Source organism: Cyanobium sp. NIVA-CYA 375 (assembly GCF_056108345.1).
In genome coordinates this window covers 89,059-106,255 of the sequence record NZ_JBSYHW010000001.1, presented here as the reverse complement: position 1 = coordinate 106,255, position 17,197 = coordinate 89,059, and the positions used below count along the sequence as shown (strand labels likewise).

Genomic DNA, 17,197 nt, shown 5'->3' with positions numbered 1-17,197 from the left:
GCGGATTGACCAGCATCCGCCGCCAGTGCGTCCCACCGGGGCCATAGCTCAGCTGGTAGAGCACCTGCATGGCATGCAGGGGGTCAGCGGTTCGAATCCGCTTGGCTCCATTCAATAGAACCCCTCTCCTGGAGGGGTTTTTTAGTGCCTGATCTTCAGGCCGCCTGGGACCCTCGTTAGGGCCTGGGCGCACTCTGGGCGCAGCTTGATAGAAACCACTCGCAGCACCCGCACAGACTCAGGGCGCCAGGGAGCCCGAACCATCACAGCCCCCAACCGGGAGAATGCCCCAAGCAGTCTCAGCCGACTCAACAAAGGCAAACCAAACGATGACCGCAAGAGACGCCTCCAGGGGCAGAGAGGGGCATCGAACGTCCAGCTCAACGTCAGGATCAGACAGCAGTTAGCAGATCGACTCCGGCAACGCGCCGAAGAACTCAACAGCAACACCGGACCCTGGTGGCCCAGGCCATCGAGCAACTGCTGACTCAGAACGAGCAAGGCCGCCAGGGAGACCACGAACAACGCCTGCTGGACCTTGAGAGGCGCCTTCACGCCCTAGAGAACCAACTCCACCCGAAAGAAGGGGGCCTAATCTCAACAAAAGATTCTTACTGAGAATCAACAAGACTGGGGTTACCCCGGATTTGTGGACAGGAGTCACGCCATGACGCCCTCGATGCCAATCAAGCGATGAACAGCCAGTCCCTCGGCTCCGAATCCATTCGCAATGGCATTAAGGAGGTGCTGCCGTGACCGCGCCCAGACCGGCCCGCCACAGGCTTTGAGACACCAGGGGCACTAGGGGTTTTGAGTGCTGCGCTTGCCCCTCCGTGGCTATTGCTTCCCCGTCCCCATCCAGCCGATCAGCAAAATCTTCTGCTGCTGCCAAATCTTCGCCAGAGGAGAAGCTGGTGGCCTCCCTTATCGCCCTGCTGGAGGCAGGCTCCATCCCCTGGCGGCGGGAGTGGGATGCCGCATCTGGCGCTCACCACGTCAATCTGCTCTCAGGTCGCCGCTACCGCGGCGCCAATCCGGTGCTGCTCACCCTGGGGCTTCATCTACGCGGCTCAGACCTGCCCTACTGGTGCGGCTTCGCCGAAGCCAAGGCATTGGGGATCTTCCCCCGAAAGGGCTGCAAAGCAGTCTATGTGCTGCGGCCCCAGGTTCATCAGCGCGGCGAAAGCCGGCTGGTGGAGCCGGTTGCGGGCGATGGCGAACAATCGGCTGAGACTGGGCGCAGCTGGGTTAGCTACCGGCCAGTGGCACTGTTTAATGCCGCCGATCTAGCTGGTGAGCCATTGGCGGGCTTGATCCAAAAGCGGCGGCAGGCTGCTGGCGCGGAGCTGCGGCCAGAGCCAGAGCGGCTAGCAGCAGCGGAGACGGTTCTCAGCACCTGGCCGGTGCCCGTGCGCTTCGGTGGCGATCGGGCCTGTTATCTGCCGGTGCCGGATCGCATCCAGCTGCCGGATCGGGGTGCCTTCCATTCGGCGGCGGCCATGTATGCCACTTGGGCCCATGAAGCGATCCACTCCTCAGGCCACAGCTCAAGGCTGGCTCGCGATCTCTCTGGCGGCATGGGTGAAGGCGGCGATGGCGGACGGGCCTATGCCCGCGAGGAGCTGGTGGCCGAGCTGGGAGCAGTGCTGCTCGGTGATCGTCTGGAAATCGGCAGTGCCATGGCCAATCACGCCGCTTATTTGGGACATTGGCTGGAGTTGCTCAAGGAGTCGCCGCGGATATTGATGCAAGTGCTCAGGGATGCCCGCTTGGCTGCCGATCTGATCTTCCCCGAGAGCGGCAAGGAGTGATCCCCATAAATTGCCGCCCAGGGCTTCCGCTCAAACCAAATGGCGACCCCGAAGAAGAGCTCATCGACCCAAGCATTCCCTAGCTTTTGAGCGTTCGAGCCCCCGATACCACAGCCCATGCCCGATCAAAGCAATCGAACTATCAATTGAAGGCTCCGCAACGAAGGCAGCCTCAAGCTCTAAAAGCGTGACATTGCCAAGATCTTGGCCAACTTCTCGGCTTCAAGGCCGTTTAGTTCGTCAATCTGCAGCAGGCTGTCTTTCACCAAACTGGCAAAAACAAACAGAATGCCGTCTAGTCGGAAATCAAATCTTCCTTCAATCGTGTGCCGTTCGATACTCAGGTAGTCGTGCAGCTGCCATACAGTATCCGCAGAGTTCAGCCCACTTGCCATAGTACGCACCTGTGACACTAGTTTTTGCACAGCCCGGTTGTAGGCAAGGTCAAAGGCTTCTCGGGCAACTGCTTGCTCGGTGTCAGTCCAACCATCTAACATTGTCTCCATCATGTGAGTTAAATTCTCTCCATTGGCAGCGAGGCTAGTCGCGGACCCAGTCTGCCGCGAGACCTAGCGCGCTGAGCGGGCAATTCAAACCAGGCAAGCTGCGGAGCCTCGTGATGCTCCCGGTGATATCCGAAGTGAAAACAGGTCATGAGGGAAAGCCAGGGGGGAAGTTCGAGACTATCTGCGTGCGGCCGAAGCAGGGGCAGGCGCTGGCCTCGATGGGGCAGGTAGGTGCCGAAAACAAAAAGCTGTAGCGAACTGAGCAGCAGGGGCACGGTACAGAACAGCAGCACATTCAGCCAGCCGGTTGGGAACCAGTGACAGGCGATCAAGGCCAAAATTGTCCAACTAGCAAGTAGCCGGCCCATCTGCCCCCAGGTGAGATAGCCAGTCATAAAACGGGCATACCAAACCGCGGGGCCAGACCCTGGATCCCAGTGAAAATCGGGGTCTGCGGCGCTTGCTGTGAATTGATGGTGGTGCTGATGGTTGCAGCTGCAATCCTGATAAGGCAAGGCCGCATACATGCCGAGAGCAAGGCTGCCGAGTAAGTCATTGGCAACAGGCCGCTCGCGCCACAACACCCCATGCATGGCGTCGTGACCAACGATGAACAGACCTGTTTGCAGCAGAGTGCGGCCAACGATTGCCAACAAAAGGGTCAGCCAGAACACCGGCCTGGCTAACGGGGTGGCGGTCAAATCCCAGGCCAGCAGACCGGCGACACTGACCACCCAACCCACCATCAGAAGTGCTGCAAGCAGTAATCCCTTGCGGCTGGCTGCGCTCAACGGCCGAATTTCAGCAAATCTGCAGGGGAGGCCAGCAGATCGATGGCCACGAAGTAGATCTTGCCGTCAGGGTTGAGCAGGAAGCGCCAGGCCACATTCATGCCAACGCCAGCTCCAAACCATGGGGTCTGGACCTTACCCGTAACTTTGATCTGGGTGAAATTGCCTTCGGTGGGCTCAGCGAAACCTCGCTCAGGGAGAAGCTGCAGATTTTGGCAGTCCTCACGGAAGAAGCGCAGGATTGCTTCGCGGCCCACGATTGGCTTCTGGAAAGGGGCCTGTAGGGCACCATCAGTCAGAAACAGTTCAATCAAGTTGTCGAAATCGTTGGCGTTCAGCAGGTCCATGTAGCTGTTCACCGTGGGGTTGATAACACCCTCGATGAACACCCGCTTGCGCTGCTCCTCCGGGGTTGGAGCGGCAATCGGCTCCATCACCCGCTGTCCCTCGCCTTTGGCGGGGTCATAGCCCATGTCAACCACAAAGTTGCGCAGCAGGGTGATCTGCTGACCCTGATCAACAGCTTTCACGGAGCTGAGCACCGCAGAAGCGTTGGGCGACAGCTGGTAGCCATCGGGGATCGGAGCGACAAAACCGGCAGCCATCCATTCGCCCAGCTGGTACCAGAAACCCAGCTTGATGTTCACCGACCAGCAGGAATAGGTGCGGCCGATTTGGGTATCAGAACGATTGGCCAGTTCGCACATCACCTGGCTTTGCTCAGCAAAGCTCATCGCCTTGATCTGGTTGAGCAACGGCTCAGCAAACTGCATCCGTGCTGCCCCTGGGGCAGCAACGGTGATCGTGTTGCCCATCTCGAGGTAGGCGTACCAGATCAGAGCCAGTTGGTCTTCGGCGCTCAGCAAGCGAAAGCGGGCCGTGATCGCAGGCACGACGTCAGCTGAAGCTGTATCGGGAAAGATCTGGGTTGCCTTCTCAAGCGTGAACATGCGCAGACGATCCAATTGTTAAGGAGATTTGCAGACTCTAGCGCCAAGGGGCCAGACCTGATAAGTCGCAGCCGTTTTGCAGCTACGCCATGATCCAATTCTGCTCCAAAAACCTGACTCTTCGACCATGGTTGCGCCCGTACCGGTGCTAAACGAAGCCGACCGTTACAAGCTCGATCGCTCAGACGACGCTCTTTTTTACGCCGAGCCCCGCTTCGTACAGCACCTTGATGCCAGTTTCCGGGCCCGACTGACCTCTCTGTATCGCGAGCGCATCCCACCTTGCGCAGCCGTGTTGGATCTGATGAGCAGCTGGGTGAGCCATCTGCCAGACGGCATCGCATATCAGGAGGTGATCGGCCATGGCCTCAACGCCGAAGAGCTGAAAGCCAATCCGCGCCTTGATCGCCACTGGGTGCAAAACCTCAACGTTGATCAGCAGCTACCGCTAGCTGACGACAGTGTGGACGTCGCATTGATCGTGGCCGGCTGGCAATACCTTCAGCAACCGGAAGCTGTGGCAGCCGAACTGCTGAGGGTGGTCCGGCCCCGTGGTGAGGTGATCGTGGCGTTCAGCAATCGGATGTTCTTTCAAAAAGCGCCTCAGATCTGGACCGACGGCGGAGACCGTGATCACCTTGCCTACGTTGCCCAGGTTTTGATGGCCCAGGGCTGGGACAGGCCAGAGCTCGTGGCGGAAGAAACAGCAGCCCCAGGAGCTCTCGGCTGGCTTGGCGGCAAGGGCGATCCCTTCTTGGCGGTACTTGCTGCCAAACCCAGTGCCAGTTAGCAAGACAGCCGAGCTTGCTCCCAACTAGACAAAAATTCCCGGGCAGCAGCAGCTACCCGGGATAGATAAAACAACGCTATGGGCAGGAGCCCAAAGCCCGACTGGGTTCAGCCCAATCCCAGCTGGCCGAGGATGCCCTGGCCGGTGAGGAGCTCGGTGCCAAGACCAATCACGAAGCCGAGCATGGCAAGACGGCCATTCCAAGTCTCAGCGAAGGCGACAAAACCAAAACGGGTAGTGGATTCAGCCATGGCTGCTCGTTGGTAACGAAACTTGACCTGATCGTAACAGATCTTGAGGCTTTGGTTGCGCTCGATCGGGGTAGCCATAGGGGTTGCTTCAGGCCAACCCGGGATTGATCACCACTACTTAGCAGTGGGCTTTTCCCCCGCCAAACGCCCTTTTCCCCAGTTTTGCGCCGGTTTTTCCACAGAACAGCTGGCGAATATGGGCCGCTGGCCCTAATGCTTTTGGTTCTGAATGGGGAAAACGGCCCTCCCCTTGACGCGCCTCCAAGCAACACTTCCGAACCTGAAGCCGCAGCCCCCAAACCCCGAAAGCGCCCATGGGCCGGTGCTGAAAGCCGTGCGTCTTGCCGGACTCGCCTCCCGGGTCAGCCTTTGACGGATGAGCGCCTGGCGTGGGGTGATGGGGAGCCGCCAGGCCAATGCCGCCATGCTCCAGACCCCGGACCACGCCCCCGCCTTTGTTTCGGTCGAAAACCAGCTCCCAGAGGAGCTGTACGACGCCATGCGGGAGTTTGTTCGGGTCCATCCGCAGTGGGATCAATACCGACTGATGCAGGCAGCCCTCGCCGGCTTCCTGTTCCAGCACGGCTGCCCAGACCGGGCCGTGGCTCGCCACTATCTCAACGGACTATTTCGCCGCCAAGAACCCGATCCCACAGCAACCAGACCCTGAGCCCCCTCGCGACGGGCAGAGTGGCAAAACGTTGTTGGGCAGCAATGGCCGCAGAAGTGCCAGAGGCCGATGCCCTGCTGGTCGCCATTGGCGCCGTTCCCGGCGCCTGGCTCCGCTTCAGGGTTGTGGACCACCTAGAGCCCGTGCTGCCTAGCCGGCATTGGGGCACCTTCGGGGTGAATGTGATCGCCTGCTTTGCCCTGGGCCTGATTGTGGGCCTGGAACAAAGTTGCGGCGAAGCCTCCCGTAGAGCTTTGCTGCTTGTTGGCACCGGCTTCCTGGGCAGTTTCAGCACCTTCTCCACCTTCAGCGCCGAGCTCTGGAGTGAGCTGAGCAAGCGGCACTGGCGCGAAGCCGCCATGTTGGCTGCTGGCTCGGTAGCCGGAGGGCTGCTAGCGGTACTGGCGGGCCTCAGCCTTGGCGCCCACCAGTGAGCTCCCTCCCAAACCGCAGCCTGCAGGGCGATCTGCACGACCTGGCCCTGGTAGCTGGAGGCGCCATCCCCGGCGCCCTACTGCGCTGGCAGCTAGAGGCCGAGGTGTTCGCCAACATGCTGGGCTGCCTACTGCTCGGGGTGGTTCTGGCCCAGTCCCGCCATCACAAAAGGCTGATGCTGTGGGCCGGCATCGGCTTCTGCGGGGCGCTCACCACCTTTTGCACCTGGATGCTGGACCTGGCAAGGGCCCTGCAGACCGGCAAACCAGGCGAAAGCGCGCTGTTGCTGCTGGCGAGCCTCGCCGGTGGCGTTGCTTTGGTCGCCCTTGGCCACACCATTGGGATGTTTTTGAGCCCCCGTCTGCGAGATAGGGCGGCAATCCCAAAAAACCAATGAGCAACGCTCCTTTAAGGCCCAGCCCCTAGCCCAGTAGACGCAGGTGATCCCTCAGCCCCATCTGCGCCAAGCCGCCCCCACCAGCACCAGTAGCAAGGGAAGCTCTCCCCAGCGGTCGTAGGGGCTGGGGGCCTGCAGGCGGGGCACGGTGAACACACCGGTGGCGGCCCGCCCGGAAGGCAGCGAGGCAACGGGCAGGCCGCGGCTATTCACCAGCAGGCTGGGCCCCGTGTTGGCGGCACTCACCAGCCAGCGGCCCGTTTCGATGGCCCGCAGCTGGGCCAGGGCCTGAAACTGCTGCTGGAGTAGCAGCGGGTAGGGATCAAGGTTGGCGCTGGCCAGCAGCCAGCCGGCTCCATCGCGGGCGGCAGCAGCCAGAGCGGCCCCATCGGAGAGCTCGTAGCAAATTGCCCCGCCGATGGCGCCAGCTGGCCGCATTAGCAGCCGAGATGGCGCCCCTGGCTGCAGACCCCCCACGGCCGAAAGGCCGCTCCAGCGAGCCAGTTCGGCTAGGGGCACCCATTCCCCCAGGGGCACCAGCCGATGCTTATCGAGCCAGCTACTCGCCCGGCTTTCCCCTGGCGCCAGGCGCAACAGGGCGCTGCGCTGCTCGGGCTCCCCCGCCACCTCCTGCCAGCGGAAGCCACCGCTGATCAGCTCCACCGGCACCGGCTGCGCCAGCTGGGGCTCAAGACCGAGGGCCCCCTCCGGCAGCACGACCACATCCACCGAGCGCTGGGCCGCCTCTGCCAGCGCGGCCGCCAGCCGCTGCTGCAGCCGCTGCTGCTGGTCCCACTGAAACTTGCGGCGGGTGGGAATCGCCGGCTGCAGCACCAGCACTCGCTCGCTGCCGCCCTCCCCCCCCAGGGGCATGGCCGCTAGGGCAGCAGCACCGGCGCTGTGGCTGAGCAGCACGGCAGCGGTTGTAACCACCAACCAGCGGCGGCGCTGGGGGGCGGCGCAGCAGCGCCAGAGGCACCAGCCCAGCAGCAACTGCACCGCCGCCAGCAAGCCGCTACCCCCAAGGGCAGCCAAACCCGCCAAAGGGCGATCGCCTGGCAGGGCAGCAGCCCCCAGCCCCAGCCAAAACAAAGGCCCTTTGGCCAGCAGCACCTCAACCAGCCCCCAGCCAGCGGCTAACAGCAGGGCGCTGCTGACGCGGCGCGGGTCTAGGCGCCGCGCTAGCAGCACCCAGATGGCCACCAGCAGAGCGCCCGCCAGGGCACACAGCAACAGCAACAGCAGGGCCAGGGGCAGGCTCAAGGGGCCCGGTACGCCGATCCAATCGAGGGGATGGAGTCCCAGCAACCAGCGGTGACTCACCAACACGGCGGCAGCGCCCCAAAGGGCCCCACCCCAAGCGCCGAGGCCAGAGCCAGCCAGGGCCCACAGGGGCACCAGGGCCAGCCAGAGCAGGGGAGGCAGGCCCAGAGGCGGCAGCGCCAGCCCGGCCAGCAGCCCCGAGGCCAGCACCAGCCACCACCTCCCCAGCCGGTCATTGCCCATGGCAAGCAAGCGTAGGAAGCGCCAGGGTGTCTAGGGAAATAAGCCGCCATGGATCCAAACAACCCCCTCCAACAACTGCTACTGCGCGGCCTCGGCACCACCTCCTTGGTGTCTGAGCGGTTGCGCAGCGTGACCCAGGCCTGGGTACGCAGCGGCAAGCTCGATCCCAGCCAGGCTCCAGCCCTCGTCGACGACGTGCTCAAGGCCCTGCGGGGCGAAACCCCCGAGCTTGAGCAGCAGGCCGAGCGCCAGCTGGAGCGCAACAAAGATCAGCTCCTGCAAGACCTAGGCCTGGCCCGTCAGCGCGAACTCGATGAGCTGCGGGGCCGACTGGACCGGCTTGAACGCGGCCTGCGTCAGCGCCCAGGCAATGAAATGCCCGGTGAAATCGAAATTCCCGACTGAGCAGCCCGGTGTATCCGACTGCCCGGCAGAATCAATCCAATACACGGTGTTCCATGCGCGACATCCTGATCAGCTCCGCTGTCTGCGTGGCCTGTCTGCTGCTGGCCCTGGTGAGCCAGCTGGTAAATCCCACCGTGGTTGATGCGGCCAGAGTTGATGCGGCCAGCGCCGGTGGCCAAGCCATGGCCTCCCTGGTTTCAACCCAAGCGCGGCCAGCCGTAAGCAGCCGCTTCGAGCTCGACCCCGACGACCCCAACCCCACCCTTTTTGCAATGGCATCCGACAACGACATGGCAGCGGCCGGTGATCTGGCCCAGGCCAGCGGCCTCGGCGGCGAACTCAACGTCCCTAAGGAACGCACCACCCCCAGCGGCCTTCGCATCACTGACCTAGTGGTGGGCGACGGCGCCGAAGCCGTCTCCGGCCAGACCGTGGTGGTGAACTACCGGGGCACCCTGGCAAACGGCACGGAATTCGACAGCAGCTACGGCCGCGGCCCCTTCTCCTTTCCTCTAGGCGGCGGCCGGGTGATCCAGGGCTGGGATGAGGGCGTGGCCGGCATGAAGGTGGGTGGCAAGCGCAAGCTGGTGATTCCGCCCGATTTGGCCTACGGCGAACGTGGCGCTGGCGGCGTAATTCCTGCCAACGCCACCCTTACTTTCGAGGTGGAGCTCCTGCGCATCGGCGGCTGAGCTGCGGTCGGCAATCGCTAGGATGGGTGCTCTGGCTGGATGCTGGCGCGCCGCCCCTCCTGCCCAACCCTTCGTCTTTTTTACCCTCCATGGCTCACACGCTGCCCGCGCTGCCCTACGGCCTCGATGCGCTCGAGCCCAACATCTCCCGCTCCACCCTGGAGTTTCACCACGGCAAGCACCACGCGGCCTACGTGACCAACCTCAACAACTTGGTTGCTGGCACTGACCTTGAGACCAAGAGCTTGGAAGACACCATCACCGCGGTTGCAGGTGATGCTGGCAAGGCCGGCGTTTTCAACAACGCTGCCCAGGTGTGGAACCACAGCTTCTATTGGCAGTGCATGAAGCCCGATGGTGGTGGCCAGCCCACCGGCGCCCTTGCCGACAAGATCAATGCTGACTTCGGCAGCTACGAGGCCTTCGTAGAGAAGTTCAAAGCAGCCGGCGCCACCCAATTCGGTAGTGGCTGGGCCTGGCTGGTGCTCGATAACGGCACCTTGATGGTCACCAAGACCGCCAACGCCGACCTGCCCCTAGCCCACGGCCAAAAAGCCCTGCTCACCATGGATGTGTGGGAGCACGCCTACTACCTCGACTACCAGAACCGCCGTCCCGACTACATGACCACATACCTGGAGAAGCTGGTGAACTGGGACTTCGTAGCCGCCAACCTGGCTGCCGCCTGAGTCGCACCCCCGTAGCAGCAATTCCTTCCTGCGAGCTCAGCCCCCGGCGAACCCGGGGGCTTTTTTATGGCCTTGCTGAGCTGAGCACCACCTCCGGCGCAATCCACATGGCATCGCCGTAGGAGAAGAAGCGGTACTGGCGCGCGATCGCCTCGGCATAAAGAGCCAAAAGGCGCTCGCGGCCTAGCAGGGCACTCACCAGCAGCAGCAAGGAGCTCTTGGGCAGGTGGAAGTTGGTAAGCAGCCCTTGCACCACGGCAAACCTGTAGCCCGGCTGGATCACCAGATTCACCGGCCCCGTGTGGGGCCGCAGCTCGCCGCCATGCAGCTGGGCCACCGCCTCGAGGCTGCGCACCGAGGTGGTGCCGATGGCGATCACCCGGCCGCCCCGGGCGCGGCAGGCGGCCACCGCCGCCACCAGCTCTGGGGTCACCTCCACCCACTCACTGTGCAGCTTTATTTGGCTTAGGTCTTCCGTTTCCACTGGCCGAAAGGTGCCCAGGCCCACGTGCAGGGTGGTGGTGGCCAGCTCCACACCGCGAGCGCGGATCGCCGCCAGCAATTCGTCGCTGAGGTGCAGCCCCGCCGTTGGCGCAGCAACAGCCCCAGGCTTGGCGGCGTAGCGAGTCTGATAGCGCTCGTTGTCGCTGGCGTCGTGCTCGTGGATATAGGGCGGCAGGGGAATGGCGCCGTACTGCACCAGCAGCGGCTCCAATGCCGCCGCATCGGCGCACTCCACCGGAAACTGCACAATCCGCCCGCCCGTATCGGGGTCGCTGCCAAGCACCTGCACAGGCAGCGGCGGCTGGCCTTCTGCCACAACCTCAATGTGGTCGCCAGGCTTGAGCTTCTTGGCGGGTTTAGCCAGGCAAAGCCACTGGCCCGGCCCGCCATGCCAAGGCTCGAGCACCAGCAGCTCCACGGCGCCGCCACTGGGCCGGAGCGCCTCCAGCCGGGCCCGAAGCACCCGGGTGTTGTTTACCACCAGTAGGTCGCCGGGCCGCAGCTCCTGCTGCAGGTCCCAGACACTCAAATGACGAGCCTGGGGCTCCACCACCAGCAGCCTCGCCGCATGGCGCGGCTCCACGGGACGCTGGGCAATGCGCTCCTCTGGCAGATGGAAGTCGTAGCTGGAGAGCCGTAGATCGAGCTGCTCGGGAGCGCCACCCATGGCCGCCTTAAAAGGCGAGGCTTTCGGGGTTGGTCTCGATCAGCTGAGCTAAATCCTTGAGGAAGGCGGCGGCTTGGGCGCCGTAAATGGTGCGGTGGTCGCAGGTGAGATTCACCTGCATTTGATTGGCCACCCGAATCGAGCCATCTTTACCAGCGACCACTGCAGGCCGGGAGGCGGCCACCGCCAGGATGGCGCCAGTACCTGGGGGCAGGATTGCGTCGAAGCGATCCACTCCAAACATGCCCAGGTTGGAGAGGGTGAAGGTGCCGGTGCTGTATTCCTCGGGTTGGAGCTGCTTGCTGCGCGCCCGCGCCACCAGATCGGCCCAGTTGCGGGCCATGGCATAGATATCGGTCTTGTCGGCGTTGGCCAGCACCGGGGTGATCAGACCGCCGTCTTCCATGGCTACGGCCACGGCCACATTCACTGAGGTGGGGAAAGCCATGGCACTGCCATCGGCGCTGGTGGCGGCGTTTACCTGGGGATGGCGGGCCAGCACCACGCCCACGGCCTTGGCCAGCAGGGCGGTCATCGTGACTCCCTTGGGCTTCACCTGCTTATAAAAAGCGTCGAGCTTGGTGGTGGTGATTGTGTATCCCACCCGGAAACAGGGCACCGCCAGGCTGGCGACCATGTTGCGGTTGACCGCGTTTTGCAGCGTGTTGAAGCCCACGCTCTCGCCGGGCCGGCCGAAGGCATCGCCGGCGGGAGCTGGGGCAGGCACGGCTGCACCATTGCCAGCTGCAGGTGCTGAGGCGGGGCCTGAACCCTCGGCAACCCGCGGCACCGTGATCGGCTGACCCGTGGCAGCCATCACGTCTTCCGCCTGGATGCGGCCGTGGGGACCGCTGCCGCGCAGGGCACCCAGGTCGACACCCAGCTGGGAGGCAAGCTTCTTGGCCCGCGGCGTGGCCACCACCCGGCCACTGGCCGTCGACGCGGGAGCCACCACCGGAGCCGCCACAGCAATAGCCGGGGTTAGGGGTGCTGGAAGAGCGGGAGCGGGAGCAGGAGCAGGAGCAGGAGCGGCGGCCGCAGGCGCTGGTGCTGGTGCAGCAGCTGGGGCAGCTGGGGCCTTGGCTGCCACCTCGGCAATCTCAGCCTCGGTTTCGACGATCAGACCAATTGTTTCGCCCACCGGCGCGGTGCCGCCAGCTGGCATCAGCACGGCCGCCAGGTAGCCCTCGTTGAAGGACTCCACATCCATGTCGGCCTTATCCGACTCGACAACCAGCACGGACTCACCGCGCTCAACCTTGTCGCCTGGCTGCTTAAGCCACTCCACGATCTTGCCCTCCGTCATGGTGGAGGAGAGGGCCGGCATGAAGATTTCGTGGGTGGCCAACGGAGGTCTGCCGCGTAATTGAGCGGATTTTACGCGGCTCCCGCCAGAGCGATTAGCCGGCTTCGATGGCCTCGATTACGCCATCGCGCACCAACACAGCCGCCTGCAGTTTTTCGACAAGGTTGTCGCCCACCTGCACATCGCAAACGCTCTCGATCTGGCCTTGCTCCACGATCTGCTCCATTTCCAGTTCGCGCACCTGGCGCTGCTGCTCCAGCATCTGCCGCTTCTGTTCCTCCAGCTCGGCGCGCTTTGTCGCCACCTGCTGCTGCACCGAACCAACCTGCTCCTGTACTCGGGGGTCGAGGGGGTTGGCGCTCTGGCGGCGGATCTCGTCTACCAGCTGCTGACCCTCCTGCTCTAGCTGGGACAGCTGGGCGTCGACATTGGCGATGGCATTGCTTAGCTCACGCTCGGCGTCCTCCTTCCAGCGGGGAGTAACCACGGCACGCACGGTAATGGTGCGTTTGATCGTGAGGGAGCCGTCAGCCATGGGGGGAGCAAAGCAGCGCCCAGGCTGTCAGCAGGGCGCACCGGGGTCAACCGCCGGTTCGCCGCACCGCACCCACAAGGCTCAGCGGGGTGCGTAGATCGCCTCAATCGCCGCAGCGTCGCGGGCCGTAATTCGGTCGCGGCGCTGCTTGAGGGTCTGGGTGAGCAGGCCATTTTCAAGCGTAAATGGCTCCACTAAGGCCACACCGCAGAGGCGTTCGTCGGGGCGGGAGCCGGGGCGAGCGGCCAGCAGCCGGTTGCACTCCCGCGTTAGGGCCCTCAACAGGGCAAGATCGATTGACTCCGCCGCCTCCTTGGGCACCACCAGGGCGCCGAGCTGCTTGCGGTCCTGGCCCACCAACAGCACCTGCTCGATCAAGGGGCTGGCCACAAGGGCCTCCTCGAGGGGGCCGGGCTCAATGTTCTCGCCGCTGCTAAGCACGATCGTGTCCTTAGCCCGGCCGGTGAGCACCAAGGAGCCATCGGGCAGTAAGTGGCCCAGATCGCCGGTGTCAAACCAGCCTTCGCCATCCAGCACGGCCGCGCTGGCCTCCGGCTTGCCCCAGTAGCCCGCCATCACCTGGGGGCCGCGAGCCAGCACCCGGCCGCGCTGCCCCAGGGCCAGCAGCTCGCCGGATTCGGGATCAACGATCCGCAGGCTGGTGCCCGCCAGGGGCTGGCCGGCGCTGCCGCGGCGGTTGGCCCAACGGCGCCGGCAGGTGAGCACGGGACTGGTTTCGGTGAGGCCGTAGCCCACCAGCAGCTCGATGCCGATGGCCTCGAAGAAGCCATCCACGTGCATAGCCAGGGCGCCGCCACCGCTGATGGCAGTGCGCAGGCGGCCGCCCACCAGCTGCTGGCGCAGCTTCGGCCAAAGCAAGGCCGCCGCCAGCCGGTGCAGGGGCCAGCGCAGCAAGGCCAAGCCGGCCGCCCCTAACCGAGACAACACGCCTTCAGGGCGCAGGGTGAGATCGAGGGCCTGGCGGCGGCGGCGGCCAAAAGCGCGGCTGTTGGCCAGGGCCGCGCCTAGTAACCGCTGGCGCGAGGCCGGCATGGCCGCCAGGGCGTCGTCAAAGCCAGAGAGCAAGGCCTCCCAGAGGCGCGGCACGCTGATCAAGTAGTGGGGCTTTACCCGCTGCAGGTCGGCGCGCAGCTGCTTGAGGGTTGTGTAGGTCTGGCGGCAGCCACAGGCCAGCAGGAAATACTCAGCGCTGCGCTCATAGGAGTGCCAGATCGGCAGCACGCTCACCACCCGGTCACCCGGCTTGGGTGCCACGGCTACCCCCAGGTGGCGCAGCTGGTGCAGCAGGTTGGCGTGGCTCAGGGGCACGCCCTTGGGCTGTCCCGTGGTGCCAGAGGTGTACAAAATCGTGGCGAGGCGGGCCCCAGCAGCCGGTGGTGGCGGGGCCGGCGTGCCGCAGGCCAACGCCGCCGCCCCGCGCTCGAGCAGTTCGCCCCAACTGAAACAGGATCCTGGCGCCGCCCCCGCCTCCCTATCCCCCTCCAACAGCACCACAAAGCGCAAGCGCGCCCTTGCCTCAGGGGAGAGGTTCAGCTTGGCCAGCAAGGCGGCCGACTCCACCACCAGGCCGCAAGCGCCGGAATCTTCAAGGATGTAGCGCAGCTCCTCCACAGGAGCGGCGCTGCCCCGCACCGCATCAGCGGCTCCGGCCCGCATCAGCCCCTGGTCGGCCTGCAGCCAGCGGGGACCATTTTCAGCAAACAAGGCCACCACATCGCCAGCGCCCACGCCCAGGCCTGCAAAGGCCGCCGCGGCCTGCTCGATGCGCTGCTGCAGTTGGCGGTAGCTGAGCTGCTCGGGCGTGGCCGCATGGGGAGCCTCCAGGGCCAGGGAATCGCCGTGGCGGTCAGCCAGCACGGGCCAGAGCTGCTCCAGGCCGGTGAGGCCGCTCCAGTCGGCCCGCTGGGCCAGGGCCTGGCGATCGCGGCGACTGCCGCTCCAGTGGATCTCGGCGGGGGGGATGGGGCGGGCCACGGCGGTGGAATCGGTAGGGCTTGCCGCAGTGTTAACACCCCTGGGGCGCAAGCCATCCTGCCTGGAAGGGGCCTGTTCAGTGATCCTGCCGCCAGCGGCGCACCACCAGTTCGGGGCTCTGGTGGTCCAGATCCACCGCGGCATTGAGCTGTTGCATGGTGACGGCCGAGATGCGGCCCGCCAGGTTCTTCAGCACCGGCACCAGCTCCGGATGGCGCTCCAGGCTTGCGGCGTTGAACACGGGCACCGCGTCATAAGAGGGGAAGTAGTGGCGGTCGTCCAGCAGCACCTGCAGCTTCAGGGCGGGAATCAGGCCGCTGGTGCTGTCTCCTGCAATCAAATCCACCCGGCCGTCGGCCAGGGCCCGGTAGGTGAGGCCCAGATCCATGGCCGTGGGAGGCGCGGCAAAACGCAGGCCATAGCGGCTGGCCAGCCCTGGGTAGCCATCACCCCGGTTGAGAAACTCGTAGCCGAAGCCGGCCCGCCAACGGCGGGCCGGCAGCACCGCCTGGCTGATGGTGCGGAGCCCAAGTTGCTGCCCCTGGGCCCGGCGGATCAAAATCGCAAAGGTGTTCTCGAAGCCAAGCGAGGGGAACATCCGCAGCCCGTAGCGCTCGGCGTAAAGCCGGCGAGCGCGGTTCCAGAGGCTGGCCCGGTCGCTGGCGCCGGGGCCCGAGGGCTGCTTGAGGATCGCCGACCAAGCCGTGCCGGTGTATTCGACGTAGCCATCGACCCGGCCCTGGCGCACGGCCTCATGGCAGAGAAAGGTGCTGCCGAGGCTGAATTCGCGCCGTACCTGCAGCGAAGTGTGTTCTTCAATTTCCTGGGCCAGCAGTTCACCCAGTAACTGCTGCTCGGTAAAACCCTTGGCCCCGATCACCACCGAGCCAGCAGGGCCTGGAGGGGCCAGCTGATGCCAGCCGAGGGCGATAGCAAGCAGGGCCGCGCTGACCAGGGCCGCCGCCAGGGCCCACCGCCGCCGGAGCCATGGCATGGGGCGTGGCTGCCGCGACCCCCGGGTCAAGTGTGTCTCGAGGGCACCCAGGCAGGCATCGGCAGCCAGGGCAATGGCCGCCGCCGGCAGGGCCCCGGCCAGCAGCAGGGTGTTGTTCACCGTGGCGATGCCCCGGAAGATGAATACCCCCAAACCACCGGCACCAATCGCCGCTCCGATCGTGGCCACCCCCACGGAGATCACGGCAGCCACCCGCAGGCCCGCCATCAGGCTGGGCAGGGCCAGCGGCAGCTCCACGTAGCGCAGCACCTGGCCGCCACTGAGCCCCAGGGCCTGCCCGGCCTGCTTCAGCCCGGGCGGAACCTGTTGGAGCCCGGTGAGCAGACCACGCAGCAGGGGCAGCAAGGCGTAGAGGGTCAGGGCCACCACGGCCGGCGTGGAGCCGATACCACCGAGCAGGGGCACGGTGAGCAGCAAGCCGAAAATCGCCAGGCTGGGGATGGTCTGCACGGCATTGGCCAGCCCCAGGGGCAGGGCGATCAGCAGGGCCAGCGCCACACTGGAAACCACCAGAACGAGATGTTCGCCGCTGCGGAAAATAGTTTCCCTGACCAGCTCAGCAGTCACAGCTTGAACACCTCCTCCTGGGGGCCAGGTGGCCGCAGCACCAGGCCAAAACGGCTGGCAAAAGCCTCCAGCAATGGTCGGCGCAGCTGCTGGGAATTGAGCCCCGGCAGCCAATCCACCAGGCGCCCCACGGGCCGATCAGGGAGTCCGCAGGGCACCACCGCAGCAAAGCCGGCCAGGTCGCAATCCACATTCAGGGCCAGGCCGTGCTGGCTGATCCAGCGCCGCGCCCCCACACCGATCGCCGCCAGCTTGCGGCCCTCCAGCCACACCCCGGTGAGCCCATCGATCCGCTCGCCTTGGAGATCCAGGCCTGCCAGCACATCGATCACCACCTGCTCAAGTTGGCGCAGATACTGGTGCAGGTCAGCGCCGTGGCGCTGCAAATTGAGCACCGGGTAGAGCACCAGCTGGCCCGGGGCGTGGTGGGTCACCTCGCCACCGCGGTCAATGCGGTGCAGGGGCAGGGGCGGGGCGGCGGGATCGAAGCGCAGGAAGGCCTCAGAGGCGCCGCGGCCCAGGGTGTAGCAGGGCTCATGCTCGAGCAGGAGCACGGCGTCGGGGCCCTCGGGATGGTCCAGCAGCCGCTGCTGCAGCTGACGCTGGGCGGCCCAGGCCCGTTCGAACGGCAGCGGACCCGTCGCTTCAAAAAGGATTGCATCGAGGTTGGGACTTATCACAAGCCGTTCTTAGCGTTGGTGCACAAGAGCACCTG

19 protein-coding genes and 1 tRNA gene are annotated in these 17,197 nt (G+C 64.8%); 9 read left to right on the top strand and 11 right to left on the bottom strand.

What is annotated here, in order from left to right:
• Positions 1-37 precede the first annotated feature (37 nt).
• A tRNA-Ala gene (locus AC01FP_RS00615) sits at positions 38-110 on the top strand.
• An 804-nt stretch (positions 111-914) separates the two neighbouring features.
• Positions 915-1,811 (top strand): ArdC family protein, encoded by an 897-nt coding sequence (locus AC01FP_RS00610; protein WP_474476788.1) that lies wholly within the window; start codon positions 915-917, stop codon positions 1,809-1,811.
• A 179-nt stretch (positions 1,812-1,990) separates the two neighbouring features.
• Here the strand turns inward: AC01FP_RS00610 and AC01FP_RS00605 are convergent, their stop codons facing one another.
• From AC01FP_RS00605 to AC01FP_RS00595, 3 genes are read right to left on the bottom strand one after another with little or no spacing between them, the layout of a single operon-like run.
• Entirely contained in the window at positions 1,991-2,317 is a 327-nt protein-coding gene (locus tag AC01FP_RS00605) for a hypothetical protein (RefSeq protein ID WP_474476785.1), read from the bottom strand.
• 8 nt (positions 2,318-2,325) lie between these two features.
• Positions 2,326-3,108, bottom strand: a complete 783-nt coding sequence (locus AC01FP_RS00600) for a fatty acid desaturase (protein WP_474476782.1) — start codon at positions 3,106-3,108, stop codon at positions 2,326-2,328.
• Positions 3,105-4,058: an orange carotenoid-binding protein gene (locus AC01FP_RS00595; RefSeq protein WP_474476779.1), complete on the bottom strand. Its 954-nt coding sequence runs from the start codon at positions 4,056-4,058 to the stop codon at positions 3,105-3,107. Before AC01FP_RS00595 ends, AC01FP_RS00600 begins: the two co-directional genes overlap by 4 nt.
• A gap of 127 nt (positions 4,059-4,185) precedes the next feature.
• Between AC01FP_RS00595 and AC01FP_RS00590 the strand changes: the two genes are divergently transcribed.
• Entirely contained in the window at positions 4,186-4,848 is a 663-nt protein-coding gene (locus tag AC01FP_RS00590) for a class I SAM-dependent methyltransferase (protein WP_474476777.1), read from the top strand.
• Between the two features lie 107 nt (positions 4,849-4,955).
• On the opposite strand, the gene AC01FP_RS00585 is transcribed toward AC01FP_RS00590, so the two are convergent.
• Positions 4,956-5,099, bottom strand: a complete 144-nt coding sequence (locus tag AC01FP_RS00585) for a chlorophyll a/b-binding protein (RefSeq protein ID WP_242036302.1) — start codon at positions 5,097-5,099, stop codon at positions 4,956-4,958.
• Positions 5,100-5,475: 376 nt separating this feature from the next.
• Between AC01FP_RS00585 and AC01FP_RS00580 the strand changes: the two genes are divergently transcribed.
• The 3 genes from AC01FP_RS00580 to AC01FP_RS00570 are packed head-to-tail and all read left to right on the top strand — an operon-like array spanning position 5,476 to position 6,601.
• Positions 5,476-5,769 (top strand): DUF2811 domain-containing protein, encoded by a 294-nt coding sequence (locus AC01FP_RS00580; RefSeq protein WP_474476774.1) that lies wholly within the window; start codon positions 5,476-5,478, stop codon positions 5,767-5,769.
• A gap of 44 nt (positions 5,770-5,813) precedes the next feature.
• Positions 5,814-6,203: a fluoride efflux transporter FluC gene (locus AC01FP_RS00575; RefSeq protein WP_474476770.1), complete on the top strand. Its 390-nt coding sequence runs from the start codon at positions 5,814-5,816 to the stop codon at positions 6,201-6,203.
• The gene (locus AC01FP_RS00570) at positions 6,200-6,601 is read left to right on the top strand and encodes a CrcB family protein (protein ID WP_474476767.1); all 402 of its coding nucleotides are present in this window, start codon (positions 6,200-6,202) and stop codon (positions 6,599-6,601) included. Before AC01FP_RS00575 ends, AC01FP_RS00570 begins: the two co-directional genes overlap by 4 nt.
• A gap of 51 nt (positions 6,602-6,652) precedes the next feature.
• Here the strand turns inward: AC01FP_RS00570 and lnt are convergent, their stop codons facing one another.
• Positions 6,653-8,107, bottom strand: a complete 1,455-nt coding sequence (gene lnt / locus AC01FP_RS00565; RefSeq protein ID WP_474476764.1) for an apolipoprotein N-acyltransferase — start codon at positions 8,105-8,107, stop codon at positions 6,653-6,655.
• Between the two features lie 48 nt (positions 8,108-8,155).
• Here lnt and AC01FP_RS00560 point away from each other — a divergent pair, with 48 nt between their 5' ends.
• The 3 genes from AC01FP_RS00560 (at position 8,156) to AC01FP_RS00550 (ending at position 9,893) form a co-directional block, all read left to right on the top strand.
• Positions 8,156-8,512, top strand: coding sequence for a phasin family protein (locus AC01FP_RS00560; RefSeq protein WP_474476762.1), 357 nt, complete (start codon positions 8,156-8,158; stop codon positions 8,510-8,512).
• Positions 8,513-8,565: 53 nt separating this feature from the next.
• Entirely contained in the window at positions 8,566-9,204 is a 639-nt protein-coding gene (locus AC01FP_RS00555) for an FKBP-type peptidyl-prolyl cis-trans isomerase (protein WP_474476759.1), read from the top strand.
• A gap of 89 nt (positions 9,205-9,293) precedes the next feature.
• A complete protein-coding gene (locus AC01FP_RS00550; RefSeq protein WP_474476756.1) occupies positions 9,294-9,893 on the top strand; it encodes a superoxide dismutase in 600 nt (199 codons plus the stop codon).
• A gap of 64 nt (positions 9,894-9,957) precedes the next feature.
• Here the strand turns inward: AC01FP_RS00550 and queA are convergent, their stop codons facing one another.
• The 6 genes from queA to lipB all read right to left on the bottom strand — a co-directional run bounded on the left by queA (position 9,958) and on the right by lipB (position 17,159).
• A complete protein-coding gene (gene queA / locus AC01FP_RS00545) occupies positions 9,958-11,064 on the bottom strand; it encodes a tRNA preQ1(34) S-adenosylmethionine ribosyltransferase-isomerase QueA (RefSeq protein ID WP_474476753.1) in 1,107 nt (368 codons plus the stop codon).
• Between the two features lie 7 nt (positions 11,065-11,071).
• Entirely contained in the window at positions 11,072-12,412 is a 1,341-nt protein-coding gene (locus AC01FP_RS00540) for a dihydrolipoamide acetyltransferase family protein (protein WP_474476750.1), read from the bottom strand.
• 52 nt (positions 12,413-12,464) lie between these two features.
• A complete protein-coding gene (locus AC01FP_RS00535) occupies positions 12,465-12,905 on the bottom strand; it encodes a YlqD family protein (RefSeq protein WP_474476746.1) in 441 nt (146 codons plus the stop codon).
• 81 nt (positions 12,906-12,986) lie between these two features.
• Entirely contained in the window at positions 12,987-14,900 is a 1,914-nt protein-coding gene (locus tag AC01FP_RS00530; protein WP_474476744.1) for an AMP-binding protein, read from the bottom strand.
• A 76-nt stretch (positions 14,901-14,976) separates the two neighbouring features.
• Positions 14,977-16,482 (bottom strand): glycine betaine ABC transporter substrate-binding protein, encoded by a 1,506-nt coding sequence (locus AC01FP_RS00525; RefSeq protein WP_474476741.1) that lies wholly within the window; start codon positions 16,480-16,482, stop codon positions 14,977-14,979.
• Positions 16,479-17,159: a lipoyl(octanoyl) transferase LipB gene (lipB, locus tag AC01FP_RS00520; protein ID WP_474476910.1), complete on the bottom strand. Its 681-nt coding sequence runs from the start codon at positions 17,157-17,159 to the stop codon at positions 16,479-16,481. Before lipB ends, AC01FP_RS00525 begins: the two co-directional genes overlap by 4 nt.
• Positions 17,160-17,197: the final 38 nt, after the last annotated feature.